Here is a 15,942-nt window from a genome sequence, read left to right as displayed (position 1 = left end):
CATGTAAGTACCTGATCTTTTAAATGGTGGAGGGTAAGGGATTCGAACCCTCGACCTCGGCGTTGCGAACGCCGCGCTCTCCCAACTGAGCTAACCCCCCGTAGGTCAAACGTTCGTAGTCTACATTAGCGATCGCTGCGCGTCGCGTCCCTGGTCGCATTCCCAGCAAAGAGCGTGAGCAGGTCCATGGGGAGCGGGAAGAAGGTCGTGGTGTTCCGCTCGGAGGCGATCTCGCGCATCGTCTGGAGGTAGCGGAGCTGGACCGCTACGGGATAGCGGGTGAGCACCTCGGCCGCCTCCGCGAGCTTGGCCGCCGCCTGGAACTCACCGTCGGCGTTGATGACCTTGGCGCGCCGCTCGCGCTCCGCCTCGGCCTGCTTGGCCATCGCGCGCTGCATGTCCTGGGGCAGGTCGATGTGCTTGACCTCGACCGTGGTGACCTTGATCCCCCAGGGGTCGGTGTGCTCGTCGATGATCCGCTGGAGCTGCTGGTTGATCTTGTCGCGCGACGACAGGAGGTCGTCCATCTCCACCTGCCCGAGGACGGAGCGCAGGGTCGTCTGGGCGATCTGCGAGGTCGCGTAGAGGTAGTCCTCCACCGAGATGACGGCCCGCTCGGCGTCCACCACGCGGAAGTAGATGACGGCGTTGACCTTGACGGAGACGTTGTCGCGCGTGATCACGTCCTGGGGCGGGACGTCCATGGCGATGGTGCGGAGACTCACCTTCACCAGTTTGTCGATGAGCGGCACCAGGAACACGAGCCCGGGGCCGTTGCCCGTCCCTCCCGGGTTGAAGATCGACCGCGCGGACCGTCCGAGACGGAAGATCACCCCCCGCTCGTACTCGCGCAGGATCTTAACGAAGGAGGCGATGAAGACGAGAATGGCGACGACGACGACGGCCACGAGCAGCAGGTCCATGTTCATGGTGCCCCTCCGGTGTTGCCGGCTTTAACGACCTTGAGCGTCAGCCCCTGGACGTCGACGATGCGGACCGAGGCGCCCTCGTCCACGGGGCCCTCCTCCGACACCGCGCGCCAGATTTCCCCTTGGACTGTCACCTGACCCCCGGGCGCCAGGCGCTCTCGGGCGACGCCCGTCTGCCCGATGAGGCCCGACGAACCCAGCAGCGGCCGGCGGGCCAGCGCCCGCACACCGGCCGTCACGACGAACGCGAACAGGCCTGCCGTGGCGCCCACGGTGGGCACGAGCACCCACCACGAAATTCGGAACCCGACCTCGGGCGCGTCGAAGAGCATCAGCGAGCCGAGCGCCATCGACACGGTTCCCCCGATGGCGAGGACGCCGTGGCTCACGATCATGATTTCGGCGATCAGGAGGAGGATCCCGAACAGGATCAGCAGGAGGCCGGCGTAGTTGATGGGCAGGCTCTGAAAGGCGAAGAAGGCGAGGATGAGCGAGATCCCGCCGATCACGCCAGGCAGGATGGCGCCCGGGTTGTAGAGCTCGGCCAGCAGTCCGACCATGCCCAGCATCATCAGAACGTAGGCGACGTTCGGGTCGGTGATGACGTTGAGGAAGCGATCGCGGAAGCCGATCGCGATCGGCTGGACCGGGGCTCCCCGCGTGGCCAGCGTGACCGGGCCCTTGGTCGTCTTCACCGTTCGCCCGTCGATCTTCTCGAGCAGATCGGGGACGGACTCGGCGATCAGGTCCACGACCTTGAGCCGCACGGCCTCGCGCTCGGTGATCGAGACCGACTGGCGGACGGCCTTCTCCGCCCACTCGGCGTTGCGGCCCCGGTCGAGGGCCACCGTCCGGATGAAGGCGGCGGCGTCGTTCTCGATCTTCTTCATGCTCTCCTTGTCCACGCCCCCGCCCAGCGCGACCGGATGCGCCGCCCCGATGTTGGTCGCGGGCGCCATGGCGGCCACGTGCGCCGCCAGTGTGATGAAGACCCCGGCCGAGGCGGCGCGCGCTCCGGTAGGGGCCACGTAGACGATGACGGGCACCTCGGAGTTCAATATCCGCTGGACGATGGCGCGCATCGACCGCTCGAGCCCGCCCGGGGTGTCGAGCTGGATGATCAGCGCCTGACTCCGCTCGGCCTGCGCGCGGTCGATGGCCGTCCCCACCAGGCGTAGCGTCACGGGGCTGATGACGCCGTCGATCTGGAGCGTCGACACCGGCCGCGACTCCGCCCGCGCGGGGTCCACTGCCAGGAACGAGGCGATCAGCGCCAGGGCCCAGCTCGCACCGCACCGGCTCATCGCTCGAGCGCCATCACTCCGAGCAGCTCGAAGAGCAGGTTGGCGGCCAGCAGGGCCGTGACCTGGCCTGGACCGTCGTACGGCGGCGCGACCTCCACGACGTCGGCGCCCACGAGGCTCAGCCCGGCCAGCGCGCGGACCAGCGCCAGCGCCTCGTAGGACGTCAGGCCGCCGACCTCCGGAGTGCCGGTGGCCGGCGCGTACGCCGGGTCCACGGCGTCGATGTCGAACGAGCAGTAAACGGGACCGCCGCGGAGTCGCCCCAAGCGTTCGGCGACGCGGTCGGCGCCCTGCTCCTTGACCGCCTCGATGCGGACCACCTCGATGCCGTGCTGGTCGTGGAAGGCGAAGTCCTCCGGCCCGTAGAGGGGACCGCGGATGCCGACCTGGATCATGCGCCGCGGGTCGACGAGCCCCTCTTCGACGGCGCGCCGGAAGGGCGTACCGTGGAAGAACTTGCTGCCAAAGTATTCGTCCCAGGTGTCGGGATGGGCGTCGAAGTGCACGACGCCGAGACGGCCGTGACGCCGCGCCAGCGATCGCAGGATAGGAAGCGTCACCGAATGGTCGCCGCCCACACAGAGCGGCATAGCCCCCGCCGCCAGCACGCGGTCGATGGCCTTCTCGATCGCGTCGTAGGTCCGCTCGATGGAGATCGGCACGACGTCGATATCGCCGCAGTCGGCGACGCGCAGCCGCTGGAACGGGTGCACCTTGAGGACGGGGTTCCAGGGCCGGATGAGGGAGGACTGCTCGCGCACGGCGCGCGGCCCGAAGCGCGCTCCCGTACGGTAGGAGGCACCCCCGTCGTAGGGCACGCCGAGCAGCGCCACGTCGAGTCCGGCCGCCGACTCCGCGGCGGGCAGCAGCATGAAGGTCGCGATCTGCCCGAAGCGCGGTGAGACGAAGGGGTCGCGGGGCTGCGGCGGGGCCATCAGAGCCCGGAGGAAAGGTCGGCCACGGTGGAGGCGAGCAGCGCGACCTCCTCGGGCGAGTTGAAGACCGAGAAGCTCGCCCGCGACGTCCCCACCACGCCGAGCCGGCGCATCAGGGGCTGGGCGCAGTGGTGACCGGCCCTCACGGCGATGCCTTCGGCGTCGAGCAATGCGGCCACGTCGTGAGGATGCAGGCCCGCGACGCTGAACGCCACCACCGCCCCGCGCTCCCGGGGGCCGTAGACGCTCACGTCCGGAGTCGCGGCCAGCACCTCGGCCGCCTGCTGTGCGAGCTGACACTCGTGCTCCGCCACTCGCTCCATCCCCAGTTTTTCTAGATATTCGATGGCCGCCGTCAGCCCAACCGCTTCGGCGATGGGCGGGGTACCGGGCTCGAACCGCCAGGGCAGATCGTTCCACTGGGCGCGGTCGAGCCACACCTCCTTGATCATCTCGCCACCGCCCCGGGTGGGTTCGAGGCGCTCCAGCACCTCGCGGCGGCCCCAGAGCACGCCCACCCCGGTCGGCCCCAGCATCTTGTGGCCGGAGAACACGTAAAAGTCGCAGTTCAGCGCTGGAATATCGAGCGGCATATGAGGCGCGGCTTGAGCCCCGTCCACGACGCTGAGCGCCCCGGCCGCTCGCACCCGGGCGCCGATCGCAGCGATCGGGTTGATCGTGCCCAGCACGTTGGAGACGTGCGCCACGGCCACGACCCGCGTGCGATCCGTGAGGAGCCGGTCGAGGGCGTCGAGATCGAGGACTCCCTCCCCCACCACCGGAACGGCCTTGACCACCGCACCGCGAGCACGCGCCGCCATCTGCCAAGGAATGATGTTCGAGTGGTGCTCCATCTCCGTGATGAGGATCTCGTCCCCGGCCCGGAGCGTGCGGCCGAGGGCGTCGGCGATGAGGTTGAGCCCGTCGGTCGTCCCTCGCGTGAGCACGACTTCCTCGCGATGGGCGGCGCCGATGAACCGCTGGACGCGGTCGCGGGCGGCCTCGTAGAGCTCCGTGGCCTCCTCGCCGAGCGTGTGGATCGAGCGGTGAACGTTGGCGTGGGTGCGCTCGTAGTAGCGGGCCATCGCCTCGATCACGGTGCGCGGCTTCTGGCTCGAGGCGGCCGAGTCCAGATAGACGAGCGGGTGGCCGTTGACGATCCGCTCCAGGATCGGAAAGTCCGGGCGCGTCAGCTCGTCGAGCCTCATCCGACCTTCCCGAGCGCCTGGTCCAGCACCGAGAGCGGCAGCGTCACGCAGCGCATCCGGGTGGGACGGATGTCCACCTGCAGCACGTCGAGCAGGTCGGCCGGGCCGACGCGCGCGGCCCGGGTCGGCCTGCCCTGGATCAGCTCGGCGAGGACGTCGGCTGATGCCGTACAGATCGCGCAGGAGTCACCCAGGAAGCGGGCGGCCCGAATCGTTCCGTCGTCGACCTTGAGCATCATCCGCACCCGATCGCCGCACAGAGGGTTGACGTCCTCGGCCACCGCATTGGCCTCGGCCAGCTCGCCGCGGAAGCGGGGCTGGCGCCAGCGTTGCCGGATGACGTCGCCATAGAGCGCCGGCCGGAGGCGGGCCGTCCCCGCCGTGCTCATTCGAGCTCCCCACGCGCGGCGCTGGCGCGGTACGGCGGGAAGCGATACGCCATCTCGCGCGAGAGCAGGCCTCCGTGACCGAGCTCCGCCAGCTCGCGATTGCCGATCGACTCTCCCGTCAGGATCCGCGGGAGGACAAGGTCGAAGGTCGTGGCCTGGGAAAACATCCCGCACGTCGGCATCCCGAGGACGGGCGCCCCTTCCCAGCGCGCGACCCAGAGGAGGCTGCCGGGATGCGCTGGGGCGCCGTGGCGCTCCATCCGCGCGCCGAGCAGCTCGAGGCCGCCGAAGACGGGATCGAGGGGATCGAGCGCGCTGGCGCCGGCCACGATCAGCAGCTCGGCCCCCTCGCGTTGGAGGGCCAGCAGTTCGTCGGCGACCGCGCGCGGCGAGGCGCCGGCATAACGGATCGCCAGCAGCCGGCCGCCGAACCAGTCGATCTTCTGCTTGAGCGCGGCCTCGAAGCGGGCGCGCTGCTTGGCGTCGAGGTTCTCGCGGGCGACGGCGCCGACCGTCGTCGGACGGAAGCTCTCCACCGCGAGGAGCCCCCCCGCCGCTCGCGCCGTCCGTTTCACGGAGACGATGGTCTGCTCGGCGATGACCAGCGGCGTCACCTTCGCCTTGCCGACCGTCTCGCCCGGCTCGACGGGCTGCCCGTCGAACAGCGTGAACACCGAGACGCCTTCCTGGGCGTTGACCGCCGCCAGGGCCGCCCGCGCGATGGAGAGCAGCCCGCGCCCGGTCGCCACCAGTGTCCATTGCCCGCCGCTGTAGCCCTTCACCTCGACGCCCTCGCCGGTGACGGCGCGGGCCAGGCGACCGCCCGCCTCCTCCTCGTGCAGATCGCCGGGCTCCATCGCCAGGAGGTGAATCTCGTCCCAGTGGGCCGCCAGCACGGCCGCGGCCGAGGCGGCGTCGAGCCGCGCGCCCTTGGAGCCGACGATCTTCCCCGCCGCGTCCCGCACGTCGTGGCAGAGCACCGTTCCCGTCAGCGTCTCGACGGTCGCGGTGTCCCGGCGCTGGGCGATGGCCTTCATCAGTCCGCCTGCGGCCTCGCCGCCGCCCTGCGGCTTCGCACACCCATCACAGGCTCGCCTCGGGCGGGCGGACCTGCGGCCCCGCCGCCGCCCTGCGGCTTCGCACACCCATGCTGAGCGGCTGGCCGGTGCCGCCGCCGCGCACGGCCTGGATCTCGGCCAGGATGGCGAGCGCGATCTCGGGCGCGCTGCGAGCGCCCAGGTCGAGCCCGATGGGGACGCGCACGCGCTTGAGCTGGGCGTCGCTGGCGCCGTCCTCGCTGAGGAACTTCAAGATGGTGGCGCCCCGGCGCGACGACCCCAGCATCCCGATGTAGGCGACGGGCGTGTCGAGGGCGTAGCGCAGCACGGGCAGGTCGTACTTGTAGTCGTGGGCGACGAGGACCAGGGCCGCCGCCGGTGTCAGCGCGTAGTTCTTGATCAGCTCCGACGGGATGCCGACCCGCAGCTCGTCGACCTCCGGAAAGCGCTCGCGCGTGGCGAACCGCGGGCGGCCGTCCAGGACCACCGTCCGGTAGCCGAGGCTCTTGGCCAGCGCGGTCAGCGGCATCGCGACGTGGCCGGCGCCGACGACGACGAGCAGGGCCGGCGGCGCGAACACCTCCACGAAGGCGCGGAGGCCCTCGATGAAGAGGGTCTGCGAGGTGCCGCGGGCAATCGCTTCGCGGGCCTCGGCCGCGAAACGCTCGTCGAGGAAGGCGTCGCCCAGACTGCCCTCGACGGTGCCATCGTCCAGCACGAGGAGCCTCCGGCCGGCGACGTCCGCATCATCCAGGCGGGTCACCAGCGCGCCGTGGCCGCCGGCGGAGGCGTGGGCGCGCACCCGCTCATAGTGATCGAGCGCGAGCGGCTCCACGAAAACTTCGATGGTGCCGCCGCACGTGAGGCCGATCTCCCAGGCCTCCTCGTCACCGAGATTCAACTCGAGCAACTGAGGACGCATCGTTTCCAGTACTCGCGCGGACTCCTCGATGACCTGGGCGTCCACGCAACCCCCGATGGTCACGGAGCCCAGCACGGCGCCCCCCTCGGCCACGAGCATCTTGGCGCCTTCTTTCCGAGGGGTGGTGCCCCGGGTGTTGACGAGGGTCGCTACCGCCACCCGTCCCCGGGAACGCCGCAATTGGTCAATGTGATCGAAGAGTTCCGCCATGGCATCCCACATCATACGCTCCGGGAGAACAAAACGAAAACCGGCGAGCCGGCCGGACGCGATGCGCGGGGTCACGCCCCGCGCCTGCGGCGTCTTAAGCGGCGCGCTCGGTGGAGGGGGCGGACGGCGCCGCGCGCCGACGCCGCGGTCGGAGCGTACGGGCGAGGCGCAGCGGCGCGCGGTCGGCGTCGGCGCCGCGGCTGCTGGTGAGACCGACCCGAGCCAGGCTGAGCAGCGCGATGCCGGTAATCAGCAGCGTCACCGGCTCGCTGGTTCCGAGATGGAACAGATCGGCGGGCAGGAAGTCGAAGAAGAGGGCTTGCGCCTGCGTGGGCGCGTGGAGCACCGCGAGCAGCAGTAGCATCACGGCACTGATCAGCCTTCGCACCGGCGCCAGCCCTCCTCTTCGACGTGGAAACGTTGGTACCCCGAATGACTGCAAGCCGGGGGCCACGATCGAACACGTCAAATCGCGCCGGACGGCGCCCGCTCATCTGCAAGGCGTTGCACAACTCCCGCAACGAGCCGAACGTCCTGTGGCGCGTCCTGCGGAGATTGTCGTGAAACTTACAGCGATAGCTTGCGAGCCAGGTCGCGGAGGGCGTTCAGATTGTGGGCGGGGGCGAAGTCGTCGATCAGCGGCAGCGCCGCCGCCATCCCGCGCGTGAGCGGCTCGTAGGAAGGGTTACCGAGCAGCGGGTTGAGCCAGATCACCCGTCCCGCGCGGCGCTTGATCCTCAGCAACTCGGCGGCGAGCACCTCCGGCTCGCCGGTGTCCCACCCGTCCGAGACCACGATGACGATGGTCTGGCGGTCCACCAGGTGCGACCAGTCGCGGTTGAACTGCGCGATGGACTCTCCGATCCGCGTGCCACCCGACCAGTCCCGCACCTCGGTGAGGCGGCGCAGCACCTGCCGGTAGGAGCGCGCCCGCAGGTGCTCGGTGACACGCGTCAGGCGCGTCGAGAAGGTGAACGTCTCCACGCGGCCGAAGACGCTCTGGATGGCGAAGAGGAACTGCAGGAGGAAGCGGCTGTAGAGGTCCATCGAGCCCGAGACGTCGCACAGGAGCACCAGCCGCACCTTCCGCCGTTTCCGTTGGCGGTACCGGAGCTCGATGAAGTCGCCCCGGCTGAGGTTCGCCCGCAGCGTCCGGCGGAGATCGACGCGGCCCCGGCGGGCGAAGGGGCGCCGCCGCCGGCTCAGGCGGCGCGCCAGGCGGCGCGCGATCTGGACCGTGAGGCGGAAGACCTCGTCCAGCTGGTCGGCCGTGAAGGTCGCGAAGTCCTGGCCGGCCAGCGCCTCGCGATCGGAGACGCCGGGAACGCCGAGCGGTTCTCCGGTCTCGGACTCGCCCTCGTCTCCCCACGTCTCCAGGGCCAGGGTGTCGCGCTTCTGGCCGCCGGTCTTGAGCAGCGCGGAGGCGTCGGCCTCCTCGGCGGGCGGCACCGCGATCAGCCCCGGGATCCCCTCGGCCGCCTCCAGCTGCGCCCGCCAGAAGGACTGGAAGCAGCGGTCGAAAGTCGCCATCTCCTCGAGCCGGCTGACGAAGACGGTGCGGAGCGCGAGGCGAAGCTCCTCCCGATCCGCGACGTCCACGTGGTCGAGGGCGCGCACCGCATCGGTCACCTGGATCAGCGTGGCGGGAACGCCCTGCTGTCGCAACAACACGGCGAACCGGACCATGGCGCTGCCGAGGTCGCGCGGCGCGACCATCTAGTGCCGTTCCAACTTGTTGATACTAAATCTGTCCACGAACGACGTACACGGTGCCTTCCTAGGCGCGAATAGTTGGAACGGCACTAGCTCTGGGCGGGCAGGAACGGGGTGAGGCCGCTCTTGGCGACCTCGGCGCGGAAGCGCTTCATGTCATCGGCGTCCTTGAGAAGGACGCCGAGCGTCTCGTGGACCAGCGCCTCCTCGAGGTGGTCGGCGTGCAGCGAGACGAGCGCCTGCGCCCAATCGAGGGCCTCGGCGACCCCCGGCACCTTGCTGAGTCGCACGCGGCGGAGGGCCTCCATGAAGCGCGCAACCTGCACGGCGATGCGATGGTTGATGCCAGGCACCTTGAGCTCGACGATGCGTACCTCCTTCTCGAAGCTCGGATAGTCGATCCAGAGGTACAGGCAGCGGCGCCTGAGCGCGTCGGAGAGTTCCCGCGTGCGGTTCGACGTCAAAACGACGTGCGGCGGGTGGGTCGCCTTGATCGTCCCGATCTCGGGGATCGTCACCTGCCAGTCGGAGAAGACCTCCAGCATGAAGGCCTCGAACTCTTCGTCGCAATTGTGGGTGACGACCTGATTGGCGACGAAGTATGGATGGCCGTCGATGACGAAGTCGTAGACTGCTTGTGGCCCCTCCACCGTCTCGATCGACGTCACTTCGCCGAGGACGACACCACGCTGCAGCAAGTCGTCGAGTTCGGGCGCAGGAAGGGACCCAGCGATCTTCCGCAGCGAAGACACATTGGGACGAACCCGGCCAGCTAGGATGTCGTACACCGTCTGATGGGATGGCATCCCATTCAGAACCCCCCGTCCCCGAATCGGGCTCAGGGCCGCCGCCACGAGCTGCCGCGGCAGAGTCTCCGTCCGCGTGAACCGACGAGTCGGGGGACGCTGGATGCGCGCCTGCTTTGCTGGCGAGCAGAAACCGACCGCCTTCACAAACGCCCCGACGTCCGACGCCGTCAGGGCGAAAAACGGGCCCCTGCCGAAATTGCCGGGATGGGTACGCATCCTCACGATGTGACTGTCCACTCCCAACGAGCTCAAAAGACATTGAATCCCGACGAGCAGATAGCGCGACGACGACGCGGCGGATACTTGGTGGTCACCAACCCAGCCCTCGCCGTCGAAAAACCCTCGCACGAACCCCGCCCGCTTGGCCCGCGGTAGCGAAAAGACGAACTCCGGTACCATACGCGGCCGGCTGCGGACCATCCCGTGACCCAACACCCGCCGGAGGAAACGCCCCAGCGGGAGCGAATGGCAGGTCAGCTCGTAGTTCTCGTGCGGGCCTCTGACGATTCTCGGGCGCTGCCCGAAAGCCTCCTCGAACTTCCGGGCATAGACCTCCAGATTCGCTCGATCCTTGTCGGCGATGCAGAGGCGAGCACTCCTGAAGCAGCCGTCGGCGACGATGTATCCAAGCAGCTCGTAAAAGGCAACGGATTGGCAGACACCATCACGGTGTCCGTTTTCAGAGCTTGTCAATGAACCATTCGGCCCGAGTTCGAGAACCAACTTCTCCAGGACTCCGGCCCGAAGGGAGTCACGAGGGGAGACGGGTTGAATGACATTTCGAAGATGACTGCGCGAGACGCCGATCTGGTCGGCGAACTCGAATCGCGGCTCTGCGGGCTCGGTCTCCGGCAGGTTCTTATGGAGCGGGATCCTATCCCCGACCCGAAGCTCGGCCGCTTGGACGACTTCGTAGCCAGCATCCGAATAGCGAACGAACCGATGCTCGGGGGTGACCTCGAGCAGACGACCGCCGACCAGGATCTGAAGCAGGGAAGGCGCCGTCCGGGGAATGACCTTCCTCACCCTGGCCCGAGCAGCCTGAAACTCGTCCGGGGCGAAGCTCACCAACTCGTCTCCGGCTTGGACGTCTTGCGCTCTCTTTACTCCCGAGCTGGTGGTGATGAGCGTGTCAGCCGCCACACAGCGGTCCACCTCGTCCACCAACAGGACCGGAGCACGATGCTCTTGGCTGATGGCCTGGAGCAGCGGGCGGCGCAGGAGGAAGGGCTCGGAGAAGATCTCGTGCTCCTTCTCCCCCACCGACCGGCTGTTCGACTCCTCGGTGAGCTTGATGTGGAGGAGCTGCTTCTGGTAGTTCCACTCGTAGAGCGCCGTGGAGGCGTCGAGCCCTTCGTAGCACTGCAGGCGGATGAGGTTGGTCCCCAGCATCCGCGCCATCACCTTGGCCACTTCGGTCTTGCCGACGCCGGCGTGGCCTTCGATGAGCAGCGGCTTACCGAGCGCGAGGGCCAGGTGGACGGAGGTGGCGATGGGAGCGTCCGTCACGTACTCGGCCGCTTCCATCAGCTCCTGGATCTTCTTTATCTCGTGGCGCACGTGGCACTATTGTACATGAAGCCTCGCGTAGTCCTCCGGCGTGTCGACATCCGCCGGCATCGCCACGTCGAAGTGGACCAGCTCCACGCGCTCGGGCCGGGCCTGGACGACGGCCCGCGCTCCGGCGTCACCGCTGAGAGCGGCCAGCTCCCCGAAGACCTCCGCCGCGAACAGCACCGGCGTGCCCTGCGTGCCCCGATAGGCGGGCGCGACGATGGCTTTCTCGCCGCGCGTCCAGGCGGCCAGCAGCGCCGGGACGACGCCGGCCGGCACCCGCGGCTGATCCCCGAGCGCGACCAGGACCGCGCGCGTCCACGGCTTGAGCGCCCGGACGCCGACGGCGATGGAGGACCCCTGGCCGTCCTGCGGACGCGGATTCCTGGCGAAGCGAACGGGCAGGCCGGCCAGGGCCTCGCGTACCGCCGCCTCGTCCTGGCCGGTGACGACGACGAGGTCCTCCAGGTGAGGCGCAATCGCCTCGACGCTGAGGCGGACGATCGGCGTGCCGCGGAGCGAGAGCAGGAGCTTTTGGCGGCCCATGCGGCGGGCAAACCCCGCCGCCAGCACGATTCCCGCGATCACGATGACGAACGAGAGGTCAAATCACACCGCGCGGCGAGTGTCGTCCAGGGCTGCGGACCCAGGAAACGGTGGAAGAGACCGGGTGGGGAGCGTGGCGTTCGGGACAGGGGAGGGCTCCCCGGCGAGTTGCCTTTCGAAGCCGGGGAGCCCTCCCCTGTCCCGAGCGCCGATGGTCGCTACCCGCGGGCGCGTCTCACCGCTTCGGTGATCGCGCGCTTGGCGAAGACGCGGCAGAGGTGCGACTTGTACTCGACGGACCCCTGGAGGTCGGCCTGCACGTCGACGCCCTCGGCCGCCTTCTGGGCGGCGGCCTCGATCGTCGCGGCGTCGAGCTTCTTGCCGACCAGCGCCGCCTCCACGCCCTTGGCCCTCACGGCCTTCGTCCCGGCGCCGGTCACGCCGACGCTGGCCTTCGTGCTCTTGCCCTCCTTGTCCAGCGTGACCATGGCGGCGACACCGACCACGGCGAAGCGCGACGCGGGATGGGGGAACTTCATGTAGGCGCCCCCGCTGCCCGCCGGCCAGAGCGGCACCCGGATCTCTATGAGAATCTCGTCGTCCCCGAGCGCGGTGGACATGAGCCCCTTGAACCAGTCGTCGACCTTCACCGTGCGCCGGCCCTTGGACCCTTCGCACACGAACTCCCCGCCCACGGCGATCATCGTGGCCGGCTGATCCGCCGCCGGATCGGCGTGGGCGAGCGAGCCGCCGAACGTCCCCAGGTTCCGCACCTGGGGATCGCCGATGACCGACGCCGTTTCCGACAGGATCGCGCACTTGGACTTCAGCAGCGTGGAGGACTCCACCTGCCAATGGGTCGTCATGGCGCCGATGACGATGGTGCCGCCCTCCTCCTTGATCCCGCTGAGGCCGGGCACCCGGCGCAGGTCGATGAGGTGCTTGGGCTGCGCCAGCCGGAGCTTCATCATCGGGATCAGGCTGTGGCCGCCGGCCAGGAGCTTGGCGTCGTCCTTGAGACGTCCCAGCAGCCCGAGCGCGTCCTTGACGCTGGTCGGAGCGTGGTACTCGAATGCAGCGGGGTACATGGCGCGCGCCTCCTATTTCTTCGCTGCCTTGACGGCCCGCCAGATCTTCTCGGGCGTCAGCGGCATGTCGATGTGGGCCACGCCGAACGGCGCCAGCGCGTCGATGACCGCGTTGGCGACCGTGGGAGTGGATGCGATGGTGCCGGTCTCGCCCGCGCCCTTGACGCCGAGGGGGTTGACCGGGCTGGGGGTCACGGTGCGATCGGTCTGAAAGGACGGCAGCTGATCGGCCTTCGGCATCGCGTAGTCCATCATCGTCGCCGTCAGGAGCTGGCCGTCGTCACCGTAGACGCCGTGCTCCCACAGTGCCTGGCCCACGCCCTGGGCGATGCCGCCGTGCACCATGCCGTCAACGATCATCGGGTTGATGACGCGGCCGACGTCGTCGACGGCCACGTACTTGAGGAGCTTCACGGTGCCGGTCTCGGGATCCACGTCGACCACGGCGACGTGGGCGCCGAACGGGAACGTGAAGTTCGACGGGTCGTAGAAGGATGTGGCCTCGAGCCCGGGCTCCATCCCCTGCGGGATGTTGTGGGCCAGATAGGCCATCAGCGCCACCTCGCCCCACGTCTTGGCCTTGCCGGGAGATCCCTTCACCGACCACTTGCCGTCCTCGAAGACGAGGTCCTGCTCCCCCGCCTCCAGCAGATGCGCGGCGATCTTCCGCCCCTTGTCCTTGATCTTCTCCAGACACCTGAAGATCGCACTGCCGCCGACGCACGCCGAGCGGCTGCCGTAGGTGCCCATGCCGAACGGGATCTGCGCGGTGTCGCCGTGGACGATCTCCACCTGCTCCATGGGGATCCCCAGCTCGTCGGCCACCAACTGGGCGAACGTCGTCTCGTGCCCCTGGCCGTGGGAGTGCGAGCCCGTGAACACGGTCACCGCGCCGGCGGGATGGACGCGGACCTGGCCCGACTCCCAGAGCCCGGCGCCCGCGCCCAGGGAGCCGGCCACGGCGGACGGCGCGGGACCGCACGCCTCGATGTACGTCGTCACGCCGATGCCGAGGTAGCGTCCCTGCTTGCGCGCCTGCTCCTGCTCCTTCCTCACCTGGGGGTAGCCGGCGCTCTCCAGCGCGCGCTTCAGCGCCGGCCCGTAGTTGCCGCTGTCGTAGGCGAAGGCGACCGGCGTCTGGTAGGGCGTGCCGTCGGTGAACGCCGGGATCAGGTTCCGGCTCCGCAGCTCGGCGGGATCGACGTTCAGCTCGCGCGCCGCCCGGTCCATTATGCGCTCGAGCAGGTAGGTGGCCTCGGGCCGGCCGGCCCCCCGATAGGCGTCCACCGGCGCGGTGTTGGTCAACATCCCCCAGACCTCACAGAAGATCGCGGGGATCTTGTAGACGCCCGAGAGCAGCGGGCCGTAGAGATAGGACGGAATGAGCGGAGCGAACGTCGAGAGATAGGCGCCGAGGTTGGCGTGGGTCTTGACGCGCAGGCCGGTGATCTTGCCGTCCCGGTCGAAGGCCATCTCGGCCTCGGTGACGTGGTCGCGCCCGTGAGCGTCGTTCATGAAGCTCTCGCGCCGCTCCGCCGTCCACTTCACGGGCCGGGCGAGCGTCCTCGACGCCCAGGAAACGACCACCTCCTCGTTGTAGACGAAGATCTTCGAGCCGAAGCCGCCGCCCACGTCCGGTGCGATCACCCGCATCTTCGTCTCCGGGATGCCGAGGATGAACGCCGCCATCAGGAGGCGATGGACGTGCGGGTTCTGCGACGTCACCCACAGCGTCAGCTCGCCGGTCGCCTGCGAGAAGGAGGCCAGGCAGGCCCGCGGCTCCAGGGCGTTGGGGATGAGGCGCTGATTGATGAGGGGCTGGCTCACGACCTTGGCGGCGGCCGTGAAGGCCGCGTCGGTCGAAGCCTTGTCGCCGATGGTCCAGTAGAAGCACTGGTTCTGGGGAATGTCGTCGAAGAGCAGCGCAGCGCCCCGGTCGTGGGCCTTCCGGGGGTTGCTCACCGCCGGCAGCGCCTGGTACTCGACCTGGACCGCCTCGGCCGCATCCTTGGCGGCGTAGGCGTTCTCGCCGATGACGATGGCGACCGGCTCGCCCACGTAGTGCACCTTGTCCTGGGCCAGGGCGGGCCGCTGAGGCACTTTGATGCCGGGCAGCATCCAGCCGCACGGCAGCGCGCCGACCGGGACGTCCTTACCCGTGTACGCGGCGATGACCCCGGGCATCCCCTTCGCCTTCGCCACATTGATGCTCCGGATGCGGGCGTGGGAGTGCGGGCTCCGGACGAACGCCGCGTAGGTCAGGCCCGGCAGCTTCACGTCGTCCACGTACTGGCCGCGGCCGGTGATGAAGCGCGGATCCTCCCGGCGTTTGATCGACTTGCCGAACAGTCGCTCTTGAGTCGCCGTTGCCATGGCGATTCCCTCACTTCCCCGCCATCTGTTCCGCCGCCCACTGGATGGCCTTGACGATGTTGTGGTAGCCCGTGCAGCGACAGAGGTTGCCCTCGAGCTGGTGGCGGATCTGCTCCTCGGTGGGACGCGGATAGCGCTCGAGCAGCTGCTGGGCAGCCATGATCATGCCCGGCGTGCAAAACCCGCACTGCAGCCCATGTTTCTCCCAGAATCCCTGCTGGATCGGGTGCAGGTCCCCGTTCCGGGCGAGCCCCTCGATGGTGGTGATCGAGGCGCCGTCGGCCTGGACGGCGAAGAGCGTGCAGGACTTGACCGCCTGCCCGTTCATCGAGATCGTGCAGGCGCCGCACTGGCTCGTGTCGCATCCCACGTGGGTGCCGGTCAGACCGGCGTTCTCACGGATGTAGTGGACCAGGAGGAGACGCGGCTCGACGTCCTGGCTGTAGGTCTGGCCATTGATCGTCATCTTGACTGGCAGTTTCACGGCTTGTCCTCCCCGATTCAGGCGGTTTCAGGGGGCTGGCTCGGGCCTCGTGGGCTGCGAGAGTAAGACGCGGGCTGCACCCTGTCAACGCCCTTCTGCGCCGTCGGCGCCCCCAGGCTTGGCGACGCTCGGCCTGTTCGAGCGCCGGCTTTGCCGGCGCCACCGACGGGGTGGTTCGGAGGGGGCGGGAAGGCCCCCTCCGACTATTGACGATGGATTTCGGAGGGGCCGTAACGTCCGCCCCCCTCCGACGACTCGCGCGGGCGCAGGGGACAGGCCCTGGCGTCTGGTGCGAACGGGGCACCGGATGACGCGTTGCGCGGCGCCCTCAATAGCCTTCCAGGCTCTTTTCTGCCGTGCCCATCTCTCCGCGCTTGATTTTTGGGGCTCCTGGGAGTAACACCGTGGCACCCGAGTCGA

General features: G+C 68.9%; 14 protein-coding genes and 1 tRNA gene. All 15 read right to left on the bottom strand.

Annotation, left to right across the window (positions count from 1 at the left end):
- Positions 1-24 precede the first annotated feature (24 nt).
- The 15 genes from VGV13_00775 to VGV13_00705 all read right to left on the bottom strand — a co-directional run bounded on the left by VGV13_00775 (position 25) and on the right by VGV13_00705 (position 15,522).
- Positions 25-100 (bottom strand) — tRNA-Ala (locus VGV13_00775).
- A gap of 25 nt (positions 101-125) precedes the next feature.
- Entirely contained in the window at positions 126-923 is a 798-nt protein-coding gene (locus VGV13_00770) for a slipin family protein (GenBank protein ID HEV8639615.1), read from the bottom strand.
- Positions 924-925: 2 nt separating this feature from the next.
- Positions 926-2,233 (bottom strand): nodulation protein NfeD, encoded by a 1,308-nt coding sequence (locus VGV13_00765; GenBank protein ID HEV8639614.1) that lies wholly within the window; start codon positions 2,231-2,233, stop codon positions 926-928.
- The gene (speB, locus tag VGV13_00760; protein ID HEV8639613.1) at positions 2,230-3,168 is read right to left on the bottom strand and encodes an agmatinase; all 939 of its coding nucleotides are present in this window, start codon (positions 3,166-3,168) and stop codon (positions 2,230-2,232) included. Before speB ends, VGV13_00765 begins: the two co-directional genes overlap by 4 nt.
- A complete protein-coding gene (locus VGV13_00755) occupies positions 3,168-4,376 on the bottom strand; it encodes a SufS family cysteine desulfurase (protein HEV8639612.1) in 1,209 nt (402 codons plus the stop codon). Before VGV13_00755 ends, speB begins: the two co-directional genes overlap by 1 nt.
- Complete coding sequence (locus tag VGV13_00750) at positions 4,373-4,765, bottom strand: iron-sulfur cluster assembly scaffold protein (protein ID HEV8639611.1); 393 nt, start codon at positions 4,763-4,765, stop codon at positions 4,373-4,375. The genes VGV13_00755 and VGV13_00750 overlap by 4 nt, the downstream gene beginning before the upstream one ends.
- Complete coding sequence (locus VGV13_00745; GenBank protein HEV8639610.1) at positions 4,762-5,802, bottom strand: hypothetical protein; 1,041 nt, start codon at positions 5,800-5,802, stop codon at positions 4,762-4,764. Before VGV13_00745 ends, VGV13_00750 begins: the two co-directional genes overlap by 4 nt.
- Positions 5,803-5,848: 46 nt before the next feature.
- The gene (locus tag VGV13_00740) at positions 5,849-6,955 is read right to left on the bottom strand and encodes an XdhC/CoxI family protein (GenBank protein ID HEV8639609.1); all 1,107 of its coding nucleotides are present in this window, start codon (positions 6,953-6,955) and stop codon (positions 5,849-5,851) included.
- Positions 6,956-7,049: 94 nt separating this feature from the next.
- Positions 7,050-7,343 (bottom strand): hypothetical protein, encoded by a 294-nt coding sequence (locus VGV13_00735; GenBank protein HEV8639608.1) that lies wholly within the window; start codon positions 7,341-7,343, stop codon positions 7,050-7,052.
- Between the two features lie 179 nt (positions 7,344-7,522).
- Positions 7,523-8,671 carry a VWA domain-containing protein gene (locus VGV13_00730; GenBank protein HEV8639607.1) on the bottom strand — a complete coding sequence of 383 codons (1,149 nt, stop codon included), beginning with the start codon at positions 8,669-8,671 and terminating at the stop codon, positions 7,523-7,525.
- A gap of 86 nt (positions 8,672-8,757) precedes the next feature.
- A complete protein-coding gene (locus VGV13_00725; GenBank protein HEV8639606.1) occupies positions 8,758-11,037 on the bottom strand; it encodes an LAGLIDADG family homing endonuclease in 2,280 nt (759 codons plus the stop codon).
- A gap of 6 nt (positions 11,038-11,043) precedes the next feature.
- A complete protein-coding gene (locus VGV13_00720) occupies positions 11,044-11,619 on the bottom strand; it encodes a nucleotidyltransferase family protein (GenBank protein ID HEV8639605.1) in 576 nt (191 codons plus the stop codon).
- A gap of 176 nt (positions 11,620-11,795) precedes the next feature.
- Positions 11,796-12,665 carry a xanthine dehydrogenase family protein subunit M gene (locus VGV13_00715; GenBank protein HEV8639604.1) on the bottom strand — a complete coding sequence of 290 codons (870 nt, stop codon included), beginning with the start codon at positions 12,663-12,665 and terminating at the stop codon, positions 11,796-11,798.
- A 12-nt stretch (positions 12,666-12,677) separates the two neighbouring features.
- Positions 12,678-15,038: a xanthine dehydrogenase family protein molybdopterin-binding subunit gene (locus VGV13_00710; protein HEV8639603.1), complete on the bottom strand. Its 2,361-nt coding sequence runs from the start codon at positions 15,036-15,038 to the stop codon at positions 12,678-12,680.
- 10 nt (positions 15,039-15,048) lie between these two features.
- Complete coding sequence (locus VGV13_00705; GenBank protein HEV8639602.1) at positions 15,049-15,522, bottom strand: (2Fe-2S)-binding protein; 474 nt, start codon at positions 15,520-15,522, stop codon at positions 15,049-15,051.
- Between the last annotated feature and the right edge of the window lie 420 nt (positions 15,523-15,942).

This window comes from Candidatus Methylomirabilota bacterium, assembly GCA_036001065.1.
Lineage (GTDB): Bacteria > Methylomirabilota > Methylomirabilia > Rokubacteriales > CSP1-6 > MNEF01.
Note: the sequence above shows the minus strand (reverse complement) of the source record. Positions and strands in the feature narration are given on the sequence as shown.